Annotated in this window: 24 protein-coding genes; 23 read left to right on the top strand and 1 reads right to left on the bottom strand. The window is 70.8% G+C overall.

The genetic code is table 11. The annotated features are described in order from the left end of the window. Positions 1 to 156 precede the first annotated feature (156 nt). The gene (locus tag ACIHIX_RS18750) at positions 157 to 912 is read right to left on the bottom strand and encodes a DNA-methyltransferase (protein WP_399956970.1); all 756 of its coding nucleotides are present in this window, start codon (positions 910 to 912) and stop codon (positions 157 to 159) included. A gap of 523 nt (positions 913 to 1,435) precedes the next feature. Between ACIHIX_RS18750 and ACIHIX_RS18755 the strand changes: the two genes are divergently transcribed. The 23 genes from ACIHIX_RS18755 (at position 1,436) to ACIHIX_RS18865 (ending at position 18,896) form a co-directional block, all read left to right on the top strand. Further along, positions 1,436 to 2,560 carry a C40 family peptidase gene (locus ACIHIX_RS18755; RefSeq protein ID WP_399956972.1) on the top strand — a complete coding sequence of 375 codons (1,125 nt, stop codon included), beginning with the start codon at positions 1,436 to 1,438 and terminating at the stop codon, positions 2,558 to 2,560. 148 nt (positions 2,561 to 2,708) lie between these two features. Then, on the top strand, positions 2,709 to 3,074 hold the full coding sequence (locus tag ACIHIX_RS18760; protein WP_399956974.1) for a hypothetical protein: 366 nt from the start codon (positions 2,709 to 2,711) through the stop codon (positions 3,072 to 3,074). 203 nt (positions 3,075 to 3,277) lie between these two features. Next, on the top strand, positions 3,278 to 3,595 hold the full coding sequence (locus ACIHIX_RS18765; protein ID WP_399956976.1) for a DUF6112 family protein: 318 nt from the start codon (positions 3,278 to 3,280) through the stop codon (positions 3,593 to 3,595). Continuing rightward, positions 3,595 to 4,275 carry a hypothetical protein gene (locus tag ACIHIX_RS18770; RefSeq protein ID WP_399956978.1) on the top strand — a complete coding sequence of 227 codons (681 nt, stop codon included), beginning with the start codon at positions 3,595 to 3,597 and terminating at the stop codon, positions 4,273 to 4,275. Before ACIHIX_RS18765 ends, ACIHIX_RS18770 begins: the two co-directional genes overlap by 1 nt. Before the next feature lie 35 nt (positions 4,276 to 4,310). Beyond that, entirely contained in the window at positions 4,311 to 5,669 is a 1,359-nt protein-coding gene (locus ACIHIX_RS18775; RefSeq protein ID WP_399956981.1) for an ATP-binding protein, read from the top strand. Between the two features lie 89 nt (positions 5,670 to 5,758). Further along, positions 5,759 to 7,231, top strand: coding sequence for an SCO6880 family protein (locus tag ACIHIX_RS18780; RefSeq protein ID WP_399956984.1), 1,473 nt, complete (start codon positions 5,759 to 5,761; stop codon positions 7,229 to 7,231). 63 nt (positions 7,232 to 7,294) lie between these two features. Next, positions 7,295 to 7,759, top strand: a complete 465-nt coding sequence (locus ACIHIX_RS18785; RefSeq protein WP_399956987.1) for a DUF6238 family protein — start codon at positions 7,295 to 7,297, stop codon at positions 7,757 to 7,759. A gap of 23 nt (positions 7,760 to 7,782) precedes the next feature. Continuing rightward, complete coding sequence (locus ACIHIX_RS18790; RefSeq protein WP_399956989.1) at positions 7,783 to 8,322, top strand: hypothetical protein; 540 nt, start codon at positions 7,783 to 7,785, stop codon at positions 8,320 to 8,322. 45 nt (positions 8,323 to 8,367) lie between these two features. Beyond that, entirely contained in the window at positions 8,368 to 9,882 is a 1,515-nt protein-coding gene (locus ACIHIX_RS18795) for an ATP-binding protein (protein WP_399956991.1), read from the top strand. 93 nt (positions 9,883 to 9,975) lie between these two features. Continuing rightward, a complete protein-coding gene (locus tag ACIHIX_RS18800) occupies positions 9,976 to 10,380 on the top strand; it encodes a hypothetical protein (protein WP_399956993.1) in 405 nt (134 codons plus the stop codon). Positions 10,381 to 10,408: 28 nt separating this feature from the next. Further along, positions 10,409 to 11,176, top strand: a complete 768-nt coding sequence (locus tag ACIHIX_RS18805; protein WP_399956995.1) for a hypothetical protein — start codon at positions 10,409 to 10,411, stop codon at positions 11,174 to 11,176. Between the two features lie 92 nt (positions 11,177 to 11,268). Beyond that, on the top strand, positions 11,269 to 12,042 hold the full coding sequence (locus ACIHIX_RS18810) for a hypothetical protein (protein ID WP_399956996.1): 774 nt from the start codon (positions 11,269 to 11,271) through the stop codon (positions 12,040 to 12,042). 127 nt (positions 12,043 to 12,169) lie between these two features. Then, on the top strand, positions 12,170 to 12,637 hold the full coding sequence (locus ACIHIX_RS18815; protein ID WP_399956999.1) for a hypothetical protein: 468 nt from the start codon (positions 12,170 to 12,172) through the stop codon (positions 12,635 to 12,637). Positions 12,638 to 12,928: 291 nt separating this feature from the next. Beyond that, on the top strand, positions 12,929 to 13,726 hold the full coding sequence (locus tag ACIHIX_RS18820; RefSeq protein ID WP_399957002.1) for a hypothetical protein: 798 nt from the start codon (positions 12,929 to 12,931) through the stop codon (positions 13,724 to 13,726). Positions 13,727 to 13,743: 17 nt separating this feature from the next. After that, complete coding sequence (locus ACIHIX_RS18825) at positions 13,744 to 14,262, top strand: hypothetical protein (protein ID WP_399957005.1); 519 nt, start codon at positions 13,744 to 13,746, stop codon at positions 14,260 to 14,262. A gap of 75 nt (positions 14,263 to 14,337) precedes the next feature. Next, entirely contained in the window at positions 14,338 to 14,859 is a 522-nt protein-coding gene (locus tag ACIHIX_RS18830; RefSeq protein WP_399957008.1) for a hypothetical protein, read from the top strand. Between the two features lie 78 nt (positions 14,860 to 14,937). Continuing rightward, complete coding sequence (locus ACIHIX_RS18835; protein WP_399957009.1) at positions 14,938 to 15,675, top strand: glycosyltransferase; 738 nt, start codon at positions 14,938 to 14,940, stop codon at positions 15,673 to 15,675. A gap of 47 nt (positions 15,676 to 15,722) precedes the next feature. Beyond that, entirely contained in the window at positions 15,723 to 16,529 is an 807-nt protein-coding gene (locus ACIHIX_RS18840; protein ID WP_399957012.1) for a DUF317 domain-containing protein, read from the top strand. A gap of 52 nt (positions 16,530 to 16,581) precedes the next feature. Continuing rightward, positions 16,582 to 16,959, top strand: a complete 378-nt coding sequence (locus tag ACIHIX_RS18845) for a hypothetical protein (protein ID WP_399957015.1) — start codon at positions 16,582 to 16,584, stop codon at positions 16,957 to 16,959. 165 nt (positions 16,960 to 17,124) lie between these two features. Next, complete coding sequence (locus ACIHIX_RS18850) at positions 17,125 to 17,766, top strand: hypothetical protein (RefSeq protein WP_399957018.1); 642 nt, start codon at positions 17,125 to 17,127, stop codon at positions 17,764 to 17,766. A gap of 67 nt (positions 17,767 to 17,833) precedes the next feature. Then, entirely contained in the window at positions 17,834 to 18,235 is a 402-nt protein-coding gene (locus ACIHIX_RS18855) for a hypothetical protein (RefSeq protein ID WP_399957021.1), read from the top strand. Beyond that, entirely contained in the window at positions 18,232 to 18,582 is a 351-nt protein-coding gene (locus ACIHIX_RS18860; protein ID WP_399957022.1) for a hypothetical protein, read from the top strand. The genes ACIHIX_RS18855 and ACIHIX_RS18860 overlap by 4 nt, the downstream gene beginning before the upstream one ends. A 92-nt stretch (positions 18,583 to 18,674) precedes the next feature. After that, complete coding sequence (locus ACIHIX_RS18865) at positions 18,675 to 18,896, top strand: hypothetical protein (protein WP_399957334.1); 222 nt, start codon at positions 18,675 to 18,677, stop codon at positions 18,894 to 18,896. The last annotated feature ends 43 nt before the right edge of the window (positions 18,897 to 18,939 follow it).

Below are 18,939 nucleotides of genomic sequence, written 5' to 3' on the forward strand. Positions count from 1 at the left end.
CCTTGGACCGCAGGCATAGGGCGTTGATTGCGGCTCCAACCATCCATAGAATCCCCGGTTTCGGTAACCGTGGATTCGCTGCTATAACGCTGCGCACGACGCGGCGGGACCACGCACGAAGGGCGCCGCTCGCCGCGCCGCGCGCGAGTTTCAGCCTCAGGCAGTCAGCGTCAAGTCATCCTGGGAAAGGGTCTGTTGCAGCGTTTCGGTGAGGCGGTCGGCAGCGATCTCGGCGTAGTGCTTCGTCTTCTCGACGCCGATGAAGTCGCGGCCCTCCAGCAGCGCGGCGACCCCGGTCGAGCCGGAGCCGCAGGTGAAGTCGAGCACGGTGCCGCCGGGCGGGGCGATCTGCACGAGCTCGCGCATGACGGAGACGGGCTTCTGCGTGATGTGCTGGCGCGCCTTGCCGCTGGGCTGCGAGGCGCTGTAGAGGCCGGGCAGGTAGACCGGGTTGCGGGCCGCATCGATCGGGCCGTTGGACGCCCAGACGATGAATTCACAGTTCTGCGTGAACCTGCCCTTTTGCGGCCTGGCCTGCGGCTTATGCCAGGCGAGCACGCCCCGCCACAGCCAGCCGGCGGCCTGGATGGCGTCCGTGGTGATCGGCAGCTGGCGCCAGTCGGTGAACAGCAGAGCGGTGCCGCCGGCCTTGGTGAGCCGGTGCGCCTCGGTCATGATCTGGGTGAGCCAGAAGCCGTAACTGCGCTGGTCCATGTTCTCGCCGGTGAAGTCCGGCAGCTCGTGGCCGGCGTCGGCGGAGGTGTACTTCTGCTTCGCGGACCGGCTCGTGCGCTCCTTCGCCGTACGACCGCCGCTGTTGTACGGCGGGTCGGTGATGACGGAGTCGACGCAGTTGTCCGGCAGTCCGGCGAGGACGCTGAGCGCGTCGCCCTGGTGCAGGGAAAAAGGCAAAGAGATACCCCAATTCGGGTCGTGCGAGATGAGGGAGAGATGCTCCAGCTCGCCTGGATGACCCCACAGGACCGGATGCGGGCGGACGGCTCCGCGGTCTGCGACGTGAGGGGGCGAGGGGAGGAGCCAAAACTGTAGGGCACGATCCCCGGTTGAGCGCTATCGCCGCCGAAAACCCCGAAATGGAGCCTTGATCAGACACGATTTCGGCAACCGGGGATCCGCCCTTACTGTTTTGGAACTGCCCGGCGGACACCGCCGATGGCACATCCCCGCCCCTGCCTTCGTGGAGGTATTCCCATGTCCTGGCACACCTGACCCGACGCCCTGTGCCGGTGCGAGCGGCAACTCGCAACAGCACCCGTGCGACCCGAATTACCCACCACCCGGACGTCGCGCCCTTTCCTCAACGACGCACGCGCCGCCGGGACTTCACCAAGGACCTCGCTGTGACATCGCCCTACCCTCCCCTGCCCGCGATCCGTCCACCGGCCCGTGACCGCTGTCCGGGAGGCGGACCGGATTGAAGGGCATAGCCGCCGGCATCGGCGTCGTCGTGCTCTCCCCGCTCCTGCTCGCCGGCACCGCCATGATGATGGCGTCCTCCAGCGAAGCCTCGACCACCTCCTCCTTCAGCGGATGCCTGACCGGCATCGACACCGCCGAGGTGACCAAGGAAGTCACCAAGCTCCTCGACGGCGCGTCCGCCAAGGACGTTCACATCCAGGGCCTGGACCTTCCGGCCGAGCAGATCCCCAACGCCCAGACCATCGTGGCCACCGGCATCAGCCTCGACGTGCCCAAGAAGGGGCAGATCATCGCGATTGCCACCGCGATGCAGGAATCGCGGCTGCGCAACCTCAACTCCGGTGACCGGGACAGCCTCGGCTTGTTCCAGCAACGGCCCAGCCAGGGGTGGGGAACCGCGCAGCAGATCCGTGACCCGGTCTACGCCTCCGAGCGCTTCTACAAGGCGCTGCTCAAGGTCGACGGCTGGCAGCAGATGAAGGTCACCCAAGCCGCCCAGGCCGTCCAGAAGTCCGGCTATCCGGACGCGTACGCGCACTGGGAGGACCTGGCCACCGCGCTGCAGAAGGCCATCGCCGCCACGTTCCCAAACGCCGACAAGGACGAAGCCGCCAAGGACAAGAGCGAGGACGCCGAGTCCAGCTCCGGCAGCTGCAGGCCGGACAAAGACGGCACCTCCTTCGGACAGATCCCCGAGGGCAGCGTCCCCAAGGGATACAAGATCCCCAAGGACGCCGACCCCAGGGCCCGCGCGGCCATCGAGTGGGCCATGCACCAGCTCGGCACGCTCTACCAGTGGGGCGGCTCGTGCACCGACGCCCACGGCCCCGACCCGATGGGCCGCTGCGACTGCAGCTCGCTGATGCAGCAGGCATACGCACACGCCGACGTCCACCTCACCCGCACCACGTACACGCAGGTGGGCGAGGGAAAGGCCGTCTCGGCGAACAACCTCAAGCCCGGTGACCTGATCTTCAGCCGCGGCACCGCAGCCCGGCCCGAACACGTCGGCATGTACATCGGTGAGGGGCTCGTCATCGAGGCGCCGCGCACCTCGAAACCGGTCCGGATCACCCCGATCAAGAACTGGACGATCCTCGCCGCCCGCCGCGTCATCTGATCCCGGCCCGACTGCAGGCCCGGCGAGCCGCCTTCACCGGTACCTCGCCGGCAGCCCACCAATACGTGAGCCGGTGAACTCCCCGTTCCCCCGCATCACCTGGCCCAACAGGCCAGCCCTCAATCCCTCAACTCCCCGGAGCATCCCCGTGACAATCCACCATCGTGTACGACGCGCCCTCGCGGTCGGCTCGATCGGCCTCGCAGTTGCAGCCGGCGGCCTCGCCAGCGCCTCCACAGCCCAGGCGTACGACACCGGCCACACAACGATCTCGTGCAAGGCGGTCAAGGTCCGCAAGGATCCTTCGAAGAAGTCCACCGTCGTGGGCATCGCCTACCGGCACGACAAGGTCGCCTACGACCAGTTCGCGTACAAGCGCGCCGAGAAGACCTGGTACACCCGCGGCACAGTGACCCGGAAGTCCGACGGCAAGAAGATCCGCGGCTACATGATCTACGACTGCGCCAACCCGTACATGTCGAACCCCGCGCCGAAGCCATCGATCCCGAAGTAGGACGCCCCGGCGCCTTCCCGGGCCCTGAACCGACACGCGGCTTCGACGCCGCGCGCGGCCCGAGGGGCACTCCCCGCCTCCGCACGACGCTGCCGTCCACCCTCGTGCCGGGCACTCACACCCCCGAGGCCGCAAACCTCTCCCCTTCTCCCTTCTGTCGGCCCCTGCCAGGCCAGCGCATGCAAGGAGCCCCGCCCACACTCATGTCCCTACCTCTCGCAGACCGCGCCGCCGTCCTCCTCGCCTACGACCCAGGCATCTCCCCCAAGGGCGGCGGCCTGCCCGGCCTGTCCGTGCTGAAGAACGTCGTCAACAGCATCAACATGTTCGGGATCATCGCCGTCGTCGGCGCCCTGGCCGTCTCCCTCGGCGTGTGGGCCTGGGGCCACCACACCGGTGGCCACCAGGCCGAGGCCAACGGCAAGAAAGGCGCCGTCGTCGCGGCCGGCGCAGCGCTCGGCCTCGGCGCCGCGAACGGAATCGTGGCGTTCTTCTCCGGCCTGGGGGCTCAGGTCCACTGATGCCGAATCGACTCCCCTCCCTGTCCGGATACGGCGTGACCTGGTCGGCCCACAAGCGCGTCGCCATCGTCGCCCTGGTCATCACCGCGCTGCTTGCCCTCGCCGCGACCGCCGCCTGGTTCACCGGCCGCGGCGAGCACCACCAGAGCGCCAACACGCCTTCGCAGAACAGCAGTTCCTCGCCCTCCGAGGCCGCCCCGAAGCCCGCGGCCGGGTCGGGGTCGGTGCCCAAGCCTCCGCAGATCGCCGAACCGGTCGCCTTCGCCAAGGCCGCGGCGGCGATGCTCTGGTCGTACGACACCCGCGACACCAGCCGTGACCAGCAGCTCGCCGGCATGCGCGCGTGGATGACCAAGGAGACCAAGTACAACGACTGGGCCTCCGTGTCCGGTCAGGTCCCCGACCCGCTGCTGTGGTCGCGCATGGCCGACCAGGACCAGCACGCCAGTGCCACGGTCACCGAAGGCCACTACCCCGGCGCGTTCAAGCAGGCCCTCGCCGAGGACCCGACCGCGATCACCGAGGCGTACATCTACGTCGTCACCGTCAACGGCAAACAGCAGATCGAGTGGAAGAAGGGCGGCGGCGGAGCCGAAGACCGCGCCGTGACCCTCGCCGTGCAGTGCCGGCCCGGCCACGACTGCACCCTCGCCGCCATCGCCCCCAGCGTCACGCAGTGACCCACCTCACCGACAGATAAGGAGACCACCTTCCCTTGGGTTTCTGCGACTTCCCCGTAGCGGACAAACTCTGCGCCGTCGGCGAGGCCGTCGACTTCGCCTCCGATCCCGGCAAGGCGATCGGCGACTGGATGGCAAAGAGCGCCGGCGAACTCGCCGCCGCCGCAGCCGACCTGGCCGCCAAGGCGGTCGACGCCACCACCAAGGTCGACCTCAACGCCGGCTGGTTCCGCGACAACTACGAGATGCTGCTGCCGATCGGCCTGGTCATCCTGGTCGGGACGTTCTGCGCACAGCTCGTCCGGGCCGCCGTCAAACGCGACGGGCAAGCCCTCACCCAGGCATTCACCGGCACCGCCAGCGGCGTGATCTTCGCGTTCGCCGCCGTCTCCCTGACCACCGTCGCGATCGAAGTAGTCGACGCTCTGTCCGCCGGCCTATTCACGGCCGCGCACACGGACATCGCCTCGGCCGTCCGCCGCATGGTCAAGGTCAACCAGATTCCCGGACTCGCCGGACTCGGCTGGCTCGTCGCCGTCGTCGCCGCCCTCGGAGCCGCCGTCGGCGCGTTCCTCTACTGGTGCGTGATGCTGGCTCGCAAGGTCGGCATCCTCGTCATGGTGACCTTGGCAATCTTCGCCGGGGCCGGCGGAGGCTGGGAAGTCGCCCGCCGCTGGCGGCGCGGCTGGATCGAAGCCACCGCCACCCTCGTCGCGTCCAAGCTCCTGATGACCGTGATCTTCGTTCTCGGCATCGCCGCCATGGGCAAGACCGAGGCCAAGGACGGCCTCGGCGCGCTTGCGGACGTCCTATCAGGCATCGTGATCATGGTGCTGGTGCTGCTCTGCCCGTACGCCACCTTCAAATTCGTCCACTGGGCGGCCGAAGGGTCGGACGGAGAATCGATTCACCGAGCCGGTGGCGCCGGCGCCCAACTGGCCCGTCAGCACGCCGAGAAGGCGACCCGCAAGGCAGTCGCCCTGGCCGCCACCGCCGGAACGGGCGGCGCGGCAGCCGGAGCAGGCATCGCCGCGCAGGGCCCCGACGCTACAAGAGGCGGTGGATTCCCCGGCGACATCGCCGCCAACCCCACCGGAGGCAGCGGCCAGGAGAGCCAAAGCTCCCCGGGTTCCGGCGGCGACGGGATCAAGTCCGGTCTGGAGAAGGCCGTCCAGCCGCCCCCGACCAGACCCAGCGACGACACCAGCGGCCAGGTAGGCGGCGCGCCCGGAGGCGGCGGCGGTTCCGCATCCGCACCCAGCGGCGGCAGCGGCTTCATGTCGCAGCCCGGCGCCGGCGCCTCCACACCCCCGCCGCAGGGCGCCCCGCCGGCACCGAACTCGGCTGACACCAGTGGGACCGGTGCACCGCCGCCCCCGCCCACCGGCCTGTAGCTCCTGCCCGACTCCGGGGCGGCACGCGCCGCGCACACCTTCGCCGCGTGCCGCCCCGGCCACCGCCCCGCGCACACCCGGAACGGCCCTTGTCTGATCTCACCGTCCAACCGCTCACCGTCAAATTCCCCCACCGCTCCCGGCGCGGCATCCTGCTCGGCCTGTCTCTGCCGCAACTCGTCTTGGTGTCCTGCGCGTTGGCACTCCTGCTGGGCACGGTGGTGTCCACCGGGCTGCTCGGCGCCATCGCCCTAACGCCGCTGTGGGCCGTGGTCGCCGCCCTGGTCGCCATCCGCCGGCACGGCCGCTCGCTGATCGACTGGGCGCCGATCGTCCTGCGCTTCGCGCGACGGCGCCGCACCGGACAGACCCTGTGGCTCGCCCGGCCCGTCACCCGCCCCCGCCGGGACGGCGTCCTGCACCTGCCCGGCACCGCCGCCTCGCTGCGGGTGGTCACCCCCGGCGACTCCGCTAACGGCGCCGCCGCCGTCCACGACCCGCACCAGCAGACCCTGACCGCCGTTGCCCGCGTGTCCAGCCGAGCCTTCGCCCTGCTGGATCCCGCGACCCAGAACCACAACGTCGCCGGGTGGGGCCGGGCCCTGGCCGGCATCGCCCGGACCGGACACGTCGCCACCGTGCAGGTCCTGGAGCGCACCGTCCCTGACAGCGGCGACACCCTCGCCCGGCACTGGAGCCAGCAGGGCCACCCCGAGACGCCGGTAGCCGGGCAGGTCTACAGCGAACTGGTCGCCTCCGCCGGACCGGCCGCCGCCCCGCACGAGGCATACCTGGCCATCAGCCTCGACCTGAAGGCCGCCAAGCGCCTGATCAGCCAGGCCGGTGGCGGGCTGCCTGGAGCCTTCACCGTCATGGAGCAGACCACGTCCTCCATCGCGCAGGCCGCGCGCAGCGCCGGACTGATGGTGACCGGCTGGCTCTCGGCGCGCGAGATCGCCGCCGTCATCCGCACCGCCTACGATCCCAAGGCCCTCTCCGCACTCCAGCAGTGGTCGGAGTCCGGGCGCGCCGAGGCCGACCCAGCCGCCGCCGGCCCGGTGGTCCAAGTCGAGGAGTACGACCGGCTCGCCACCGACTCCGCACGGCACGCCACCTACTGGGTCGAGGACTGGCCCCGCACCGAAACAAGCGCCGGCTTCCTGCACGGGCTCATGTTCACCGCCGGGGTCCGCCGCACCCTCTCCCTTATATACGTGCCCCAGGGGCTCGAGTCCGCGCTGCGCGACGTGCAGCGCAAGAAGGCCGCGATCATCGCCGACGCCAACGAGCGCTCGCGGCGCGGGCAGGTCGACTCCGAGGCCGACAGCGTCGAGTACGCGGACGTCAAGACCCGCGAGCGGCAGCTGATCGCCGGGCACGCCGACGTCGCCCTGACCGGACTGCTCACCGTGTCCGCCGAGACGGACGCCCTCCTCGACGCCGCCTGCGCGCAGATCGAGACCGCCGCCGTCACCGCCCAGGTCGACCTGCGGCGCCTGAACTTCCAGCAGCCCGACGCATTCACGCTCGGCGCCCTCCCGCTCGCCCGCACCGCCCTGTAACCCCCCGCACCCGGCCGACCGACAACGTCCTGTCGCCGCGGCAGGATTAGGAACCCTTCCCCTTTGACTTCTGCCATCCCCGTCGGTGACGCGTACCCGTACCTGCGAGCCGCCAGCGCCGGCATCCGCCACCACGCGCGCACCCTCGCCCCCCGCGCCGAGAGGCCCGCCGCTCCCGCGGACCGTGCACATCTCGACGTACTGCACGCCCACCTCACCGCCCTGCACCAGTTGCTCGACCAGCTCGCCGACACCACCCGGCCCGCGCATCCCGCCGCCGGCCGACAGCTCGCCACCGCTCACACCCGGCTGTGGCAGGCCACCGCCGCCGTCCACGACGCCTTCCACCTTCTCCCCGTTGCCGACGAGTCCGGCTCCGAATGCCACCCCGAGCGCCTCCCCGAGGGGCCGCCCGTCCTGACCATCTGCCAGCGCCATCTCGCCGCCGGCCACGTCGTACGGCGCAAGACCACCCCGGCCGACCTCAATACCCCGGCGCCCAGTCGCATCACTACCTGCGCCCAGTGACCCCCACCGCCGAAAGGCCCTGCATGCGCAAGCTCAAGCGCTCCACCTCCACCGCCGTCATCGTCGCCACGCTCGCCGGCACCGCCGCCCTGGCCACCGCCGCGCCGGCTTCCGCCGCCAGCTATCACTGCACGACGAGCAGCTACACCGTTGACGATCCGTCGTACAACGGCCCCGACTCCGACAACTGGGACTTCGACGTCACGCTGTGCGCCATGCGATCCGGCGGTGCCATCTACACCACCGCCACCGTCTACTGGGACGGCCCGTACACGGCCAAGAACCGCAGCACCCTGACCTTCAACAAGGCCAAGTTCCAGCTCCAGACCAAGAAGAGCGTCAGCGGCACCGACCCGGTCGTGAAGTCCGCCGCCTACACCGGACTGGAGCACGCGCTCGAACACAGCAGCAGCAACGGCAACGGCTCCTACTCGACCGGAACCCTCAAGCACACGGCTGGCTCTGGCCACTACCTCGCCGACGGCTACATCCAGCTGGACTGGTCCGGCGACGGCACGAGCTACCGGGCTCCGATTTTGTTCACCGCCTCACCGGTCGTCTGAACCCGCACCGCGTCCAGACCGCCACCCCGTGAAAGCCGCCCCGTCATGAGTCACCGGCCCGCGCGCCGCGCCCGCAGAGCCAGCGCCAGCCCCCTGTTCACCCCACACGGCACCGACCGCGCCTCGCGCAAGGCCGCCCGCCGACAGCTCGCCGAGGCCGCCGCGAAGGCCCGCACCGAAGCAGCCGCCCACACCAGCAGCTCCGGCGCAGCCGAGCACGAGATGCCGACGCCGCTCTTCCCACCGGCCGGACGCCCCGGTCCCGCGTCCTCGCGCAACAACAAGATCAAGCTGCCTGCCCACCGTATGACCACCGCCACCGCCAGTGGGGCGTACCCGTTTCTCGCCGAGGGCGGATTGGGCGCCGAGGGCATCTACATCGGCCGCGACGTCCACGCTGAGGCGTCCTTCTGCTTCGACCCGTTCGCGCTGTACGGCCGCATCGAAGGCTTCACCAACCCCAACGTCCTGCTGGCCGGGGTCATCGGGCAGGGCAAGTCGGCGCTCGCCAAGAGCTTCGCGCTGCGGTCCATCGCCTTCGGCTACCGGGTCTACGTCCCGTGTGACCCGAAAGGCGAATGGACCCCCGTGGCACAGGCGTTGAGCGGCACCTCCATCGCCCTCGGACCGGGCCTGCCCGGCAAACTCAACCCGCTGGACGCAGCGCCGCGCCCCAACAGCGTCTCCGAGACCGACTGGGCAGGCGAGATCCGCAAGCGCCGTCTGCTACTGCTCGGCTCCCTGGCCCGCACCGTCCTCGGGCGGGACCTGCTGCCGATGGAACACACCGGACTCGACGTCGCCCTGGACGCCGTCGTCACCCGCGCCGCCGCGAACGGACGCACCCCGCTCCTCGGCGACATCGCCGCCACCCTCAACAACCCCGACGAACTCGACCGGGTCGGCGGCGTCATGTCCGGCCGCCTCGGCGACGCTTCCCGCGACCTGGCCCACGCCATGCGCCGCCTGGTCCACGGCGACCTCGCCGGCATGTTCGACGCCCCCAGCACCGTGGCCTTCGACCCCAACTCGCCCATGCTGACCATCGACCTGTCCCGCCTGGGCGGATCCGGCGACGACACCGCCCTCGTTCTCGCCATGACCTGCGCCTCCGCGTGGATGGAATCCGCGCTGTCCGACCCGAACGGCGGCCGGCGCTGGATCGTCTACGACGAGGCATGGCGCCTGATGCGCCACCCCGGCCTGCTCGCGAGAATGCAGTCCCAGTGGAAGCTCAGCCGCGGCCTGGGCATCGCCAACCTCATGGTCATCCACCGGCTCAGCGATCTGCTCACCGCCGGCGACGCCGGATCCCGCGGACGCGCCTTGGCCGAGGGCCTGCTCGCCGACTGCTCCACCCGCATCATCTACCGGCAGGAAACCGACCAACTCCACGCCGCAGCAGCATTGCTGGGACTCACGTCCGTGGAAACGGACGCCATCTCCCACCTCAACCGCGGACGGGGCCTGTGGAAGGTCGCCGGAAGATCATTCATCGTTCAACATCTTCTGCATGCACACGAATTGGCACTGTTCGACACGGATGCCCGTATGCATTGATCCGGTCGAGACGTGCCGACCGCCCCCGAACCCGTGGACATCCCCATCGAGAATCCAGCCAGCCTTCCACCTTCCGCCGGTCCCGGCACCCGGATGGTGCACGAAACCCTCGGCGCCTCGCCTCAAGACCTCGGCCGCCTTCACCATGACGGTCCCGAACTGGTCCTCGCCGACCTGGTCCACACGGCCGCGCGCCATCTGGACCACGTGCACGAGCAGTTCGCCGGCGCCGCTCAGAGCGCGGCTTCCACTCTGACACGCGCCGCCTCCGGGAATACGTCGATCAATTCCCTCGGCGTCCTGCAGAACAGCGGCACACAGATCGACATTCTCGCCGCACGCCGGGCCGATGCCGTCGACCACCTCAGAGAAGTCATCCGCGCGTACCGGGAAGTGGCAGCCTCCCTGGCCCCTTCCCTGCGGGCACCCCTGACACGAGCCGTGCCCGCTCCGGCGCCCACGAGCGCGCCGCCCGCCCGCGTGGCGCGCGGCCGATAGGACCACCTCACCACTCCGTAGAAAGCCCATGCCCTCAGCACGCACCGACCTGGACACCTTCGCCACCGCCCTGGCCGACCGCCTGCCCGGCGTCTGGACCAGCGAATACCACCATCACCTCGCCTACTCCGACCAGTTCACCGTGTCCGAACAGCACTGGGACGGCGGCCACGTCGGCTACGTCGCCACCGAATTCGTACTCGGGCACGAGGCCGTCCTGCACGGTCCGGATCAGCAGCACCTCTACCTCTCCGACCGGCCGCGCTCCTCGCACCAGTTCGTCGTCGCCCCGCTCGAGCCAGACGACGACGCCGTCCAGGCGCATCACTTCGACGGCGTCGACGAGCCGCACGGCATCGTCATCCCCGATGATCCCGCGCGTGCCGCAGCCCTCATCGTCCGCAGGGTCCTACCTCGCTACGAGCAGGCTCTCCAGGCGGTACGCCGCAACGCCGCCGAGCAGCCGGAGCCCCCACACCGGCAGGCTCCGCCGCAGGTCGCACAGGTGGTCACGCTGACCTGGTATGACGACGGGGTGCTGGGGGCGCCGTACGCGAGCGTGCCGGAAGAGGCGCGGATGGCGCTGTACGCCCACGGCTTCCAGTACCACCCGCACCAGGCAGCCTTCCTGCTGCCCACCGCATACGGCGAGGACGGCCGTGCCCTGCGGGTCCAGGCGGTGGCCCGCCATCTCGCACAGCGGGGAATCGGCGTGAACCTGCGCCACGCCGCACCGGCCACGCCCGCCGTGCTGCCGCCCGAGCTACCCACGGCAGTCCGCAGTCATCACCGCTGACCGCGCCGTCGCCCGGACGGTCTGCGGCGGCGCCGGGGAGGTGCACCGTGCGCTACCTCGGCACTCCCTCGGGGCCTGACATACGGGCGGCCATGAGCGCGGGACGCATCGGCTGTATGACCACCCCGGCGCAAGGCAGCCGCATCCCCGAGGGCGCCCTGTACGCCTGCGACAATTCCAAGTTCGGCAGTGACGGCAAAGGCCGCTACTGGCCCGGCGCCGAGGCGTGGTTCGCCTGGCTGTCCCGGACCGTCGAGAGGTACGGGCCGGATCGCTGCCTGTGGGCTCTCGCCCCGGACCAGCCGTTCGACGCCGCCGGCACCCTCACCGAGTCGCTGCCGTGGCTGGCCCGCATTCGTGAGCTGGGCGTCCCCGCGGCCTTCGCGGCGCAAGACGGCTGTGATCAACCCGGGCTGCTGCCCTGGGACAGCTTCGACGTCCTGTTCCTGGCCGGATCGACCGAATGGAAACTCGGCCCGGTCGCCGAACGGCTGGCCCGCGAGGCGAAGGTCCGCGGCAAGGGCGTGCACATGGGCCGCGTCAACTCCCGCTCCCGTCTGAAGATCGCCGAGTGGTTCGGCTGCGACAGCGCCGACGGCACCTACCTCGCCTACGGGCCCGACAAGAACCTGCCCAAGCTCCTCAAGTGGCTCGACGAACTCGACGGCACCCCCTCCCTCCTCGGCGGCACGCACACTATCGGCGCTCCCAACGCAGCGCCGAGAACCCCACCCCCGCGCGAAGCCCCCAACCGCCGCGCACCACCGCGTGGGGCGTCTACCGCGAGAGCACAGATGTCTCCGCCCGCAGGGACACCTGCTCCTGCCGTACCGATACCCGGACGTCCAGGCACCCGAACCCGCTGACCGCGCCGTCACCCGCCGCACACTCCCAGGAGCCCACCTGCCCTTCCCCTACGACCAGGTCAGTCAGCTGCACTCGCTGGCCGAGCGCATCCACAACGCGGCCGACGAACTGCCGCTCACCGACTCGGTGCACTCCGGCGTCGACAACCTCGATGAACTCGACGACCGCGTCCGCGACATGACCGGGCTGATCACCCACGTCACCACCGCAGCAGCCTTCGCCGCGCGCACCGTACGACGCGGACGCGCCCCCGAAACCGACATCACTCGCCGCACGGTCGCCCAACTCACGCTCGCAGTCGGCGCCCTGGGGCACGCCATAGCCGACCTCGGCGACGCCGTCGCCCACGCCGGCGCCCTCCACCAGCTCGCCGCCGCGCCCCGCTCGACGCAGCGCACTACGGAGATCGAGTCCACCCGGGCCCTGCTGCACGCGCGGATCGACAGCACCCGCGATCAGCTGAACAAAGCCGGCGGCCGACTCCATCAGCAGGCCGACCGGCTCGCCGCTGCGCCGACACCGAACCGCAGCCCCAGCACGACCAGCGCCATCCCTGCCACCCCGGCCAGCCCCGCTACCTCCCGCAGCCGCTGATCCCTACCCCAACCAACACCCTGGAGCACACCCATCCGCACCGCCCGCCGCACCCTTCCCCTGCTCGTCTCTGCCGCGCTGCTCACCGTCGCCGCCACCGCCTGCAGCAGCGACGACGCCCCGTCCACGAAGAAGAACGCCACCACACCCGCCGCGCCGAAGCCGGCGCCCGCGCTCAGTGACGCGCAGGCCCGCGCCGTCATCACCAACTACTCGACGATCAACAACGAGGCCAACGCACACCGCGACCGGACCCTGCTCGACACCGTCGAGGACGGCCCGCTCTACGCGATGTCCGTCTCCGACTACACCGAGACCGAGGGCCTGCCCAAGGCCGACCGCAAGCCGTACAAGCCCTGGTTGTACGACACCTCCACCGCCAAGCTGTACATCCCGCGCTTCGCCGCCGGCCAGGACCGCTGGTTCGCCGCCGCCCTCTCGGGCGAGAAGGGCAAGCAGCCGAGCCGCATCGCCGTCTTCGCCGAGCAGCCGAAGGACAAGCGGTGGGAGCTGGTCTCCGTCGTCGACCTCGACAGCACGACGCTGCCAGACTTCGCCCTCGACAAGGACGGCTACGCCACCGCGGTCGCCGCCACCGGCAACAAGCAGCTCGCGGCCGACGCCGACGTGCTGCGCACCGCGGTGATCGACAACTTCGCAACCGGCGGGACGAACACCGGCACCAGGGTCTTCGCCCCGACCAAGGCCAGCCAGCAGCAGATCAAGGTCCACGACGAAACGACCCGCAAGTTCGGGAAGCTGGGCACCACCGTCTTCGCCGGGGGCACCAACCGGTTCAAGGACGCCTACGCGCTGAAGACCAGCGACGGCGGTGCACTGGTGCTGTTCGCCCACACCCACACGCAGACCGACGCCGTCGCGCACTCCGGGCTGCAGATCAACCCGGGCAAGGACGACAACGCCTGGCTCCACGGCATCCCGCGCACGTCGGTGACGTACACGTTCGTCTGCGCCGATGCCGCCATCGTGCCCGCGAAGGCCGCCCCGTCCCGCCTGATCGGCTACACGTGCGCCCGCACCGACGCCTCCGGCCCGCCCGTCGGCTCCGCCTCGACGGACCGCGCGTAGCCGGGCGGAGGAGTCCCTTGTCCCTGCCACACCCCGACTTCGAGCTGTACGACAACGTCGGCCGCACCACCCAGCAGATCACCGCCCATCGGGACGACCGCCCTACCGCCGACGACCTGCATCGCTGGGCCGCCCACGACGCACGGGAGTTCAGCACCTCGCTCCCAGACGAAGAGGCTGGTCAGAGCATCATCGACTGGACCCATCAGCTCTACCGGGTACGCACAGCAGCCGAGTTGAACACCGTTGCGCAGGCCGTCCTCGGCGACGGACGCAGTGGCCTCGGCGAGCTGCACACGTTCCTGGAGACCGCGGCCGAATGGTGCGAGCACAACCAGGAACCAGGCATCGCCGCGCGCTACCGCCAGCACGCCGAGGAGCTGTCAGCACTCGGTGACCGGCTCGCCTACTTGAGCGAGGACCACCTGGCCAGCGTCTATCGGCGCACGAACCGGTCGGCATCCGCGCAGCCCCCGCGGGCCGTACCGGCGGCTCCTGTCGCACCGACTGCGCCCGCGCGCCGATCCGCCCGCTGACCCCGTCCACGACAGGAAGATCCTCTGTCCACCCGCTCTGTCATCGCCCGCCCCACCGCCGACGGCTACGCCGGCATGTACGTCCACTTCGACGGTTACCCCGACAACAAGCTCCCGCTGCTCCTGGCCGCCTACAGCCACCGGTTCGCCGGCGACCTGGAGGCCATGGCCCGCCACTTGATCGACGACGTGGAACACGGCTGGGACGAGCTGGGCACCGACCTCCTCGACGGCGCTCCCGCCGCCCTGCGCCGCTCCCTGACCGGCCGCGACGAGTACCCGAGCCGTCAGATCACCGACGTGATCAATGCGGACGGCAGTCCGGCCGAGCGTGAGCTGATCACGCAGGACGGCACCGACGAACTGGAGTGGGCGTACGTCCTGCACCCGCACGGCATCGAGGTGATCGCCCTGCAGGCGTACGACCGCGGTCCCGTCGTCGCGTGGGACACCGACCCGCGCAGCCGAGTCACGACGAATCCGAGCGCGTGGCACCCGGACACGCCGGCTCCGATCGTTGCGCCGCGCACCGCCCTGCGCCTGTCCACGACCGCGTCCGCGCCGGCGCCGACGCCCCGAAAGACCGCCCGCCGCTAGCACGGCCTCCCGCACCGTCCCCGACCGCCACCCCGCCCGGAGAACCCGCTGTCCCCGCACTCCCGCCCAAAGATCACCGTGGTCATCGCCACCCAGCTCCGCACCGATCGCCTGGCATTCCTTGCGGCCATGCACGCCAGCCTGTGCCGCCAGAGCGTGCCGTGGGAGGCCGTCGTCGCCCTCGACGGCGCCGACCCTGCCCGGCTGCCTGCCGCTCTCGCCGCCGACCCGCGCGTGCGCATCCTTGCCCTGCCGCGCCCGGTCGGCGCGGCCTGCGCCCGCAACTTCGCACTCTCCGAAGTCCGGACCGAGTACCTCAACTGGGCCGACGATGATGATGAGTTCACCGACTGGGCCATGGCGCTGCGGCTGCGCACCATGGAGGCGACCGGGGTGGGCTGGTGCGCCGGATACAGCCAGGACCTCCACCCCGACGGGACCACGACCCTGTGGCGGCCCCCGACGCCGCCGGGCCGGCACGAGGCCGGGGACGTGTGGCGGTACTGGAAGGACCCGGCCGACACCATCCCGCTCGGCCCGACCACCCTCCTGGCCCGCACCGAACTGGTGCGCGCGGCCCCCATGGGCGGGCTCGTCCAGGGCGAGGACTACTGCACCCTCGCGGTCACCTGCCTCGCCCCGGGCATCGTGCTGCCCGTCCCGGTCTACCGGTACCGCAAGCACGCCGGGCAGATGACTGCGCAGGACTCCTACGACCAACTGGAGGCGAGGGCGCGGGCCTTCGCCCACCGGTTTGGTGTCAGCCTGCGCGCCGCGTCCTCGCCGCTACGCGAAGCTGCCTCCGCCGCCGCGTAGTTGAGACGGCCCTCGTCCCGCCCCACTCCTACCCACCAAAGGCACCTATGCCCGACACCCCCGCTCAGGACCACGCCCCGCAGAAGGTCCTCATCTCTCCCCGCTACCTGGCCGCCAGCCTGCCCACCACACACCACGAGTTCCTGGACGTCTTCGCCGAGGAGGCAGGGTGGAGTGCGCAGACGGACAACTCGGCCCTGACCGTGACCAGTCCCTGTCGGCGCGTCACCATCCGCCACGACCAGACGGCCGTGGGCCGAGGCCCCCACCTGGTGGTCTCGGCCCGTAGCGAGGAGGACGCGTCCGAGCGATGGCGCACGAGCGTCAGCGGCGCCGTGCCGGTCGAGTTCGTCTCCACGCTCCTCGGCACTCTGGCCGCCGAACTGGAAGCCGACCCGGATCACGTCGTCTACGGCATCGGCGCCGAGCCCGGCCGGTTCGAGCTGATGGTCGACATCGACGCCTGGAACCACTTCGAGGCTTCCGGACTCTCCGGGTTCATCTCCCGCGACGGGCAGGCAGCCGTGATCGGCCGGCCGCCGGACTCATCGGCGCCGCCGATCCACGGCGACGCCTCCATCGCCTGGCATGTGGCCGCCTCCCCGGATGACCTCGGTCATCTGTGGGACATCTCGTTCACGCAGCAGGCGCCCGACTTCCTCATGCATGCCGTCGTCGCCAAGACCCTCGATCCCCGGCCCATCCTGCGCTCCACGGCGTTCCCGTTCCCCAAGGCCGTCGTGCCCCTGGTGACCATCACGCACGTCACGTCGCCTCGGCCTCCCGCGGCGCGGCCATCACCCGCCGGCCTGGCGCGCAGCCCCGAGCCCAAGCGCGCCCCGAAGACCCGCTGAGCCCCGTCCGCCTGGACGACGTCGCCTGCGGTCTCGACCCATCAGGACCTTGATGCCCACCCCCTCCACCGAGATCACCCTCAGTACCAGCCGGACGCTCGGCCTCGTCGCCATCGCCTCCGGCGAGAACTACGAGCGGGCCAACCAGACCCTCGAAGCTGCCGGATTCAGCCGCCTGTCCAACGGCGCGTACGCCGCCTCCCTCGCCGACGCGCAGGCCGCCCGGCACACCGCCAGCGCCCTGGTGCACCGCGCCCACGAACACGGCGCCACCCTCGTCACCAGCTCTCGGCCCTACCTCGGCGACGTCGGCATCGAGATCGCCGCCCGGCTGCCCGGCACCTGGAATGCCGAGGTGGAGATCTACGCCCACCCGCTGTGGCAGGACGATCTCTGGTACGGGCTCTGGGAAGCCGGCGAGATCCACTAGGCCCTCGAAGACCACCGCATCCCGTTCGCGTCCGTACTGAAGAACGGCACCGGTACCGAACTGCTCCTGGTCGAGCGGCCCGGCCACCGCAGCGGCTACCTCCTCGGCGCGCTCACCGACCACGAGAAGGAAGACGTCCGTGACGATCCGGCCACGCCGCGCACCATGGTGCTGCCCGCCGACCCGGGCCTCGCCGCGCACGCCGTGACCCATACGTTCCTGCCCGCCTACCGTCGCGCCCTGCACCACCGGGACCTGAACACCGTCCTGTCGGCGCTGGAACGTATCCGGGGGGAGCACCAGACCCTGAAGGCAATCAAGGACTCCGGGCGGTACAGCGACGCAGTGCCGCTCGGCGACTCCCGCCTGATCACCGGAATGGAACGGGACTTCGCCGACCACGCCTGGCTGGAGTTCCGTCACGTGCTCGAACACGCGCCGCTTCTCCTCTCGCGCTGCCGTCCCGTCGCCACCGCCTGGCCCGACGATGCTGCAGCGCTGCCCCGGCTGCGCGAGGCACTCGCCCACAGTCAGGACGCGTGGGACGAGTGGAACGGCCTGCGGCACGAGTTGTACTCGGTACCCCGGACGCTGCCGGCCCATGAGTGGAGCCAGGTCCGCGGGCGGATGGGCCTCGCCGTCCTGCCGGCCATCGAGACCTGGCTCGCCGAGAGCGAGGCGTTCGAGCGCCAGGTCCGCGCGGCCGTACCGGGCGGGCCGGCGACTCTGTCCGCGCCCAGCCCACGGCTGCTCACCGCCCGCACCGTTCCGCCGCCTGCGCCCCGCGCCGCGGCAGCGCACCGCTGACCGCTCCAGAAAGGAATCCTCTCTGTCCGACCACTTCCGGTTCGGCGCCCACCCCGACTACGGATTCGTGGCCGCCGCTACAGCCAACATCCCCGCACACCTCGCCAACTGGTTCCTCGTGCGCGAGCAGTTCGAGCCCGTACCCGACGCCCCGGGCCTGTACCGGCTCACCAACCCCGAGCAGGACGGGATCCGCCGCACCCGCCAGGCCGTTCACGACCTTCGACGCCACGGCTACGAAGTCCACGCCGACTACAGCCTCGACCCCGGCCGCAGCGCCTCCCCGCCTCGGCCGACCGTGCGCAACGGGCTGATGGAGCGCCGCAACCGCATCGCGCAGGCAGCCGCCACCCGCTCCCCGCAGCAACGCGGCGCCCCGACCACCGCGCTCCCCGAGTTTCTGCCCCAGCCCGGCGCCGTACCGGTGGGCGGGCGTGCCCAAGCAGCCGGGAAGGGACGGAGCCGATGAGCGACGAGCCGATCCGCATCACCCGCGGCCAGGGCGGCGAAGTCGACGTCGAGGGCCCGGTCGACGGCTTCGCCGCGAGCGTCCTCAAGCGCGCCGGATTCGACACCCACCCCACCTTGCGCGGCGTCTGGATCCGGCTGCCGTTCGACCTGGGCCGCACCTGGGAGAACGAACACGCCACCTGGGCCGCGGAGATGCTCGCCGCCGCCCGCTACAGCGTCGACCTCGATCCCGATCTGCGCGCCGTCCCGCCCGCCGCGTCCGCGCCATCGGCGCCACGCCGCACGAAGACCGCCATGACCGCACAGTCCGCACCCGCCGGCACCCCGCGGCGGCAACGGCGCTGACCGCCGATTCGACACGAAGGCCCTCCGCCCTGACTTCCTCCGCCGCCATCGATAGGAGACCCGCCTTGCCCGAAACACCAGCAGAGCCGTTCATGCCGATCCGGCACACCATCACCGGCGAGATCACCACCACCGGCTACAACGCCGCCGCCCGGCGGATCCTGCTCCAGGCCGGCTTCGAAGAGACGCCAGGCTGCGCCTGCCGAGCGACGGAACCCGGTACGGAGCGGACGCACGGGCCTGCCCGGCAGCCAGCGAGCTGCTCGTCGCCGGCCATCGGGTGCACCTGGGCCGAGCCCTCGGCCGGCCGGTGAGCGCCGACGGTACGCCCCGGTCGGCCCGGTCGCCGATGCCGGC

Source organism: Streptomyces sp. NPDC051913 (assembly GCF_044593635.1).
Taxonomy (GTDB): Bacteria; Actinomycetota; Actinomycetes; order Streptomycetales; family Streptomycetaceae; genus Streptomyces.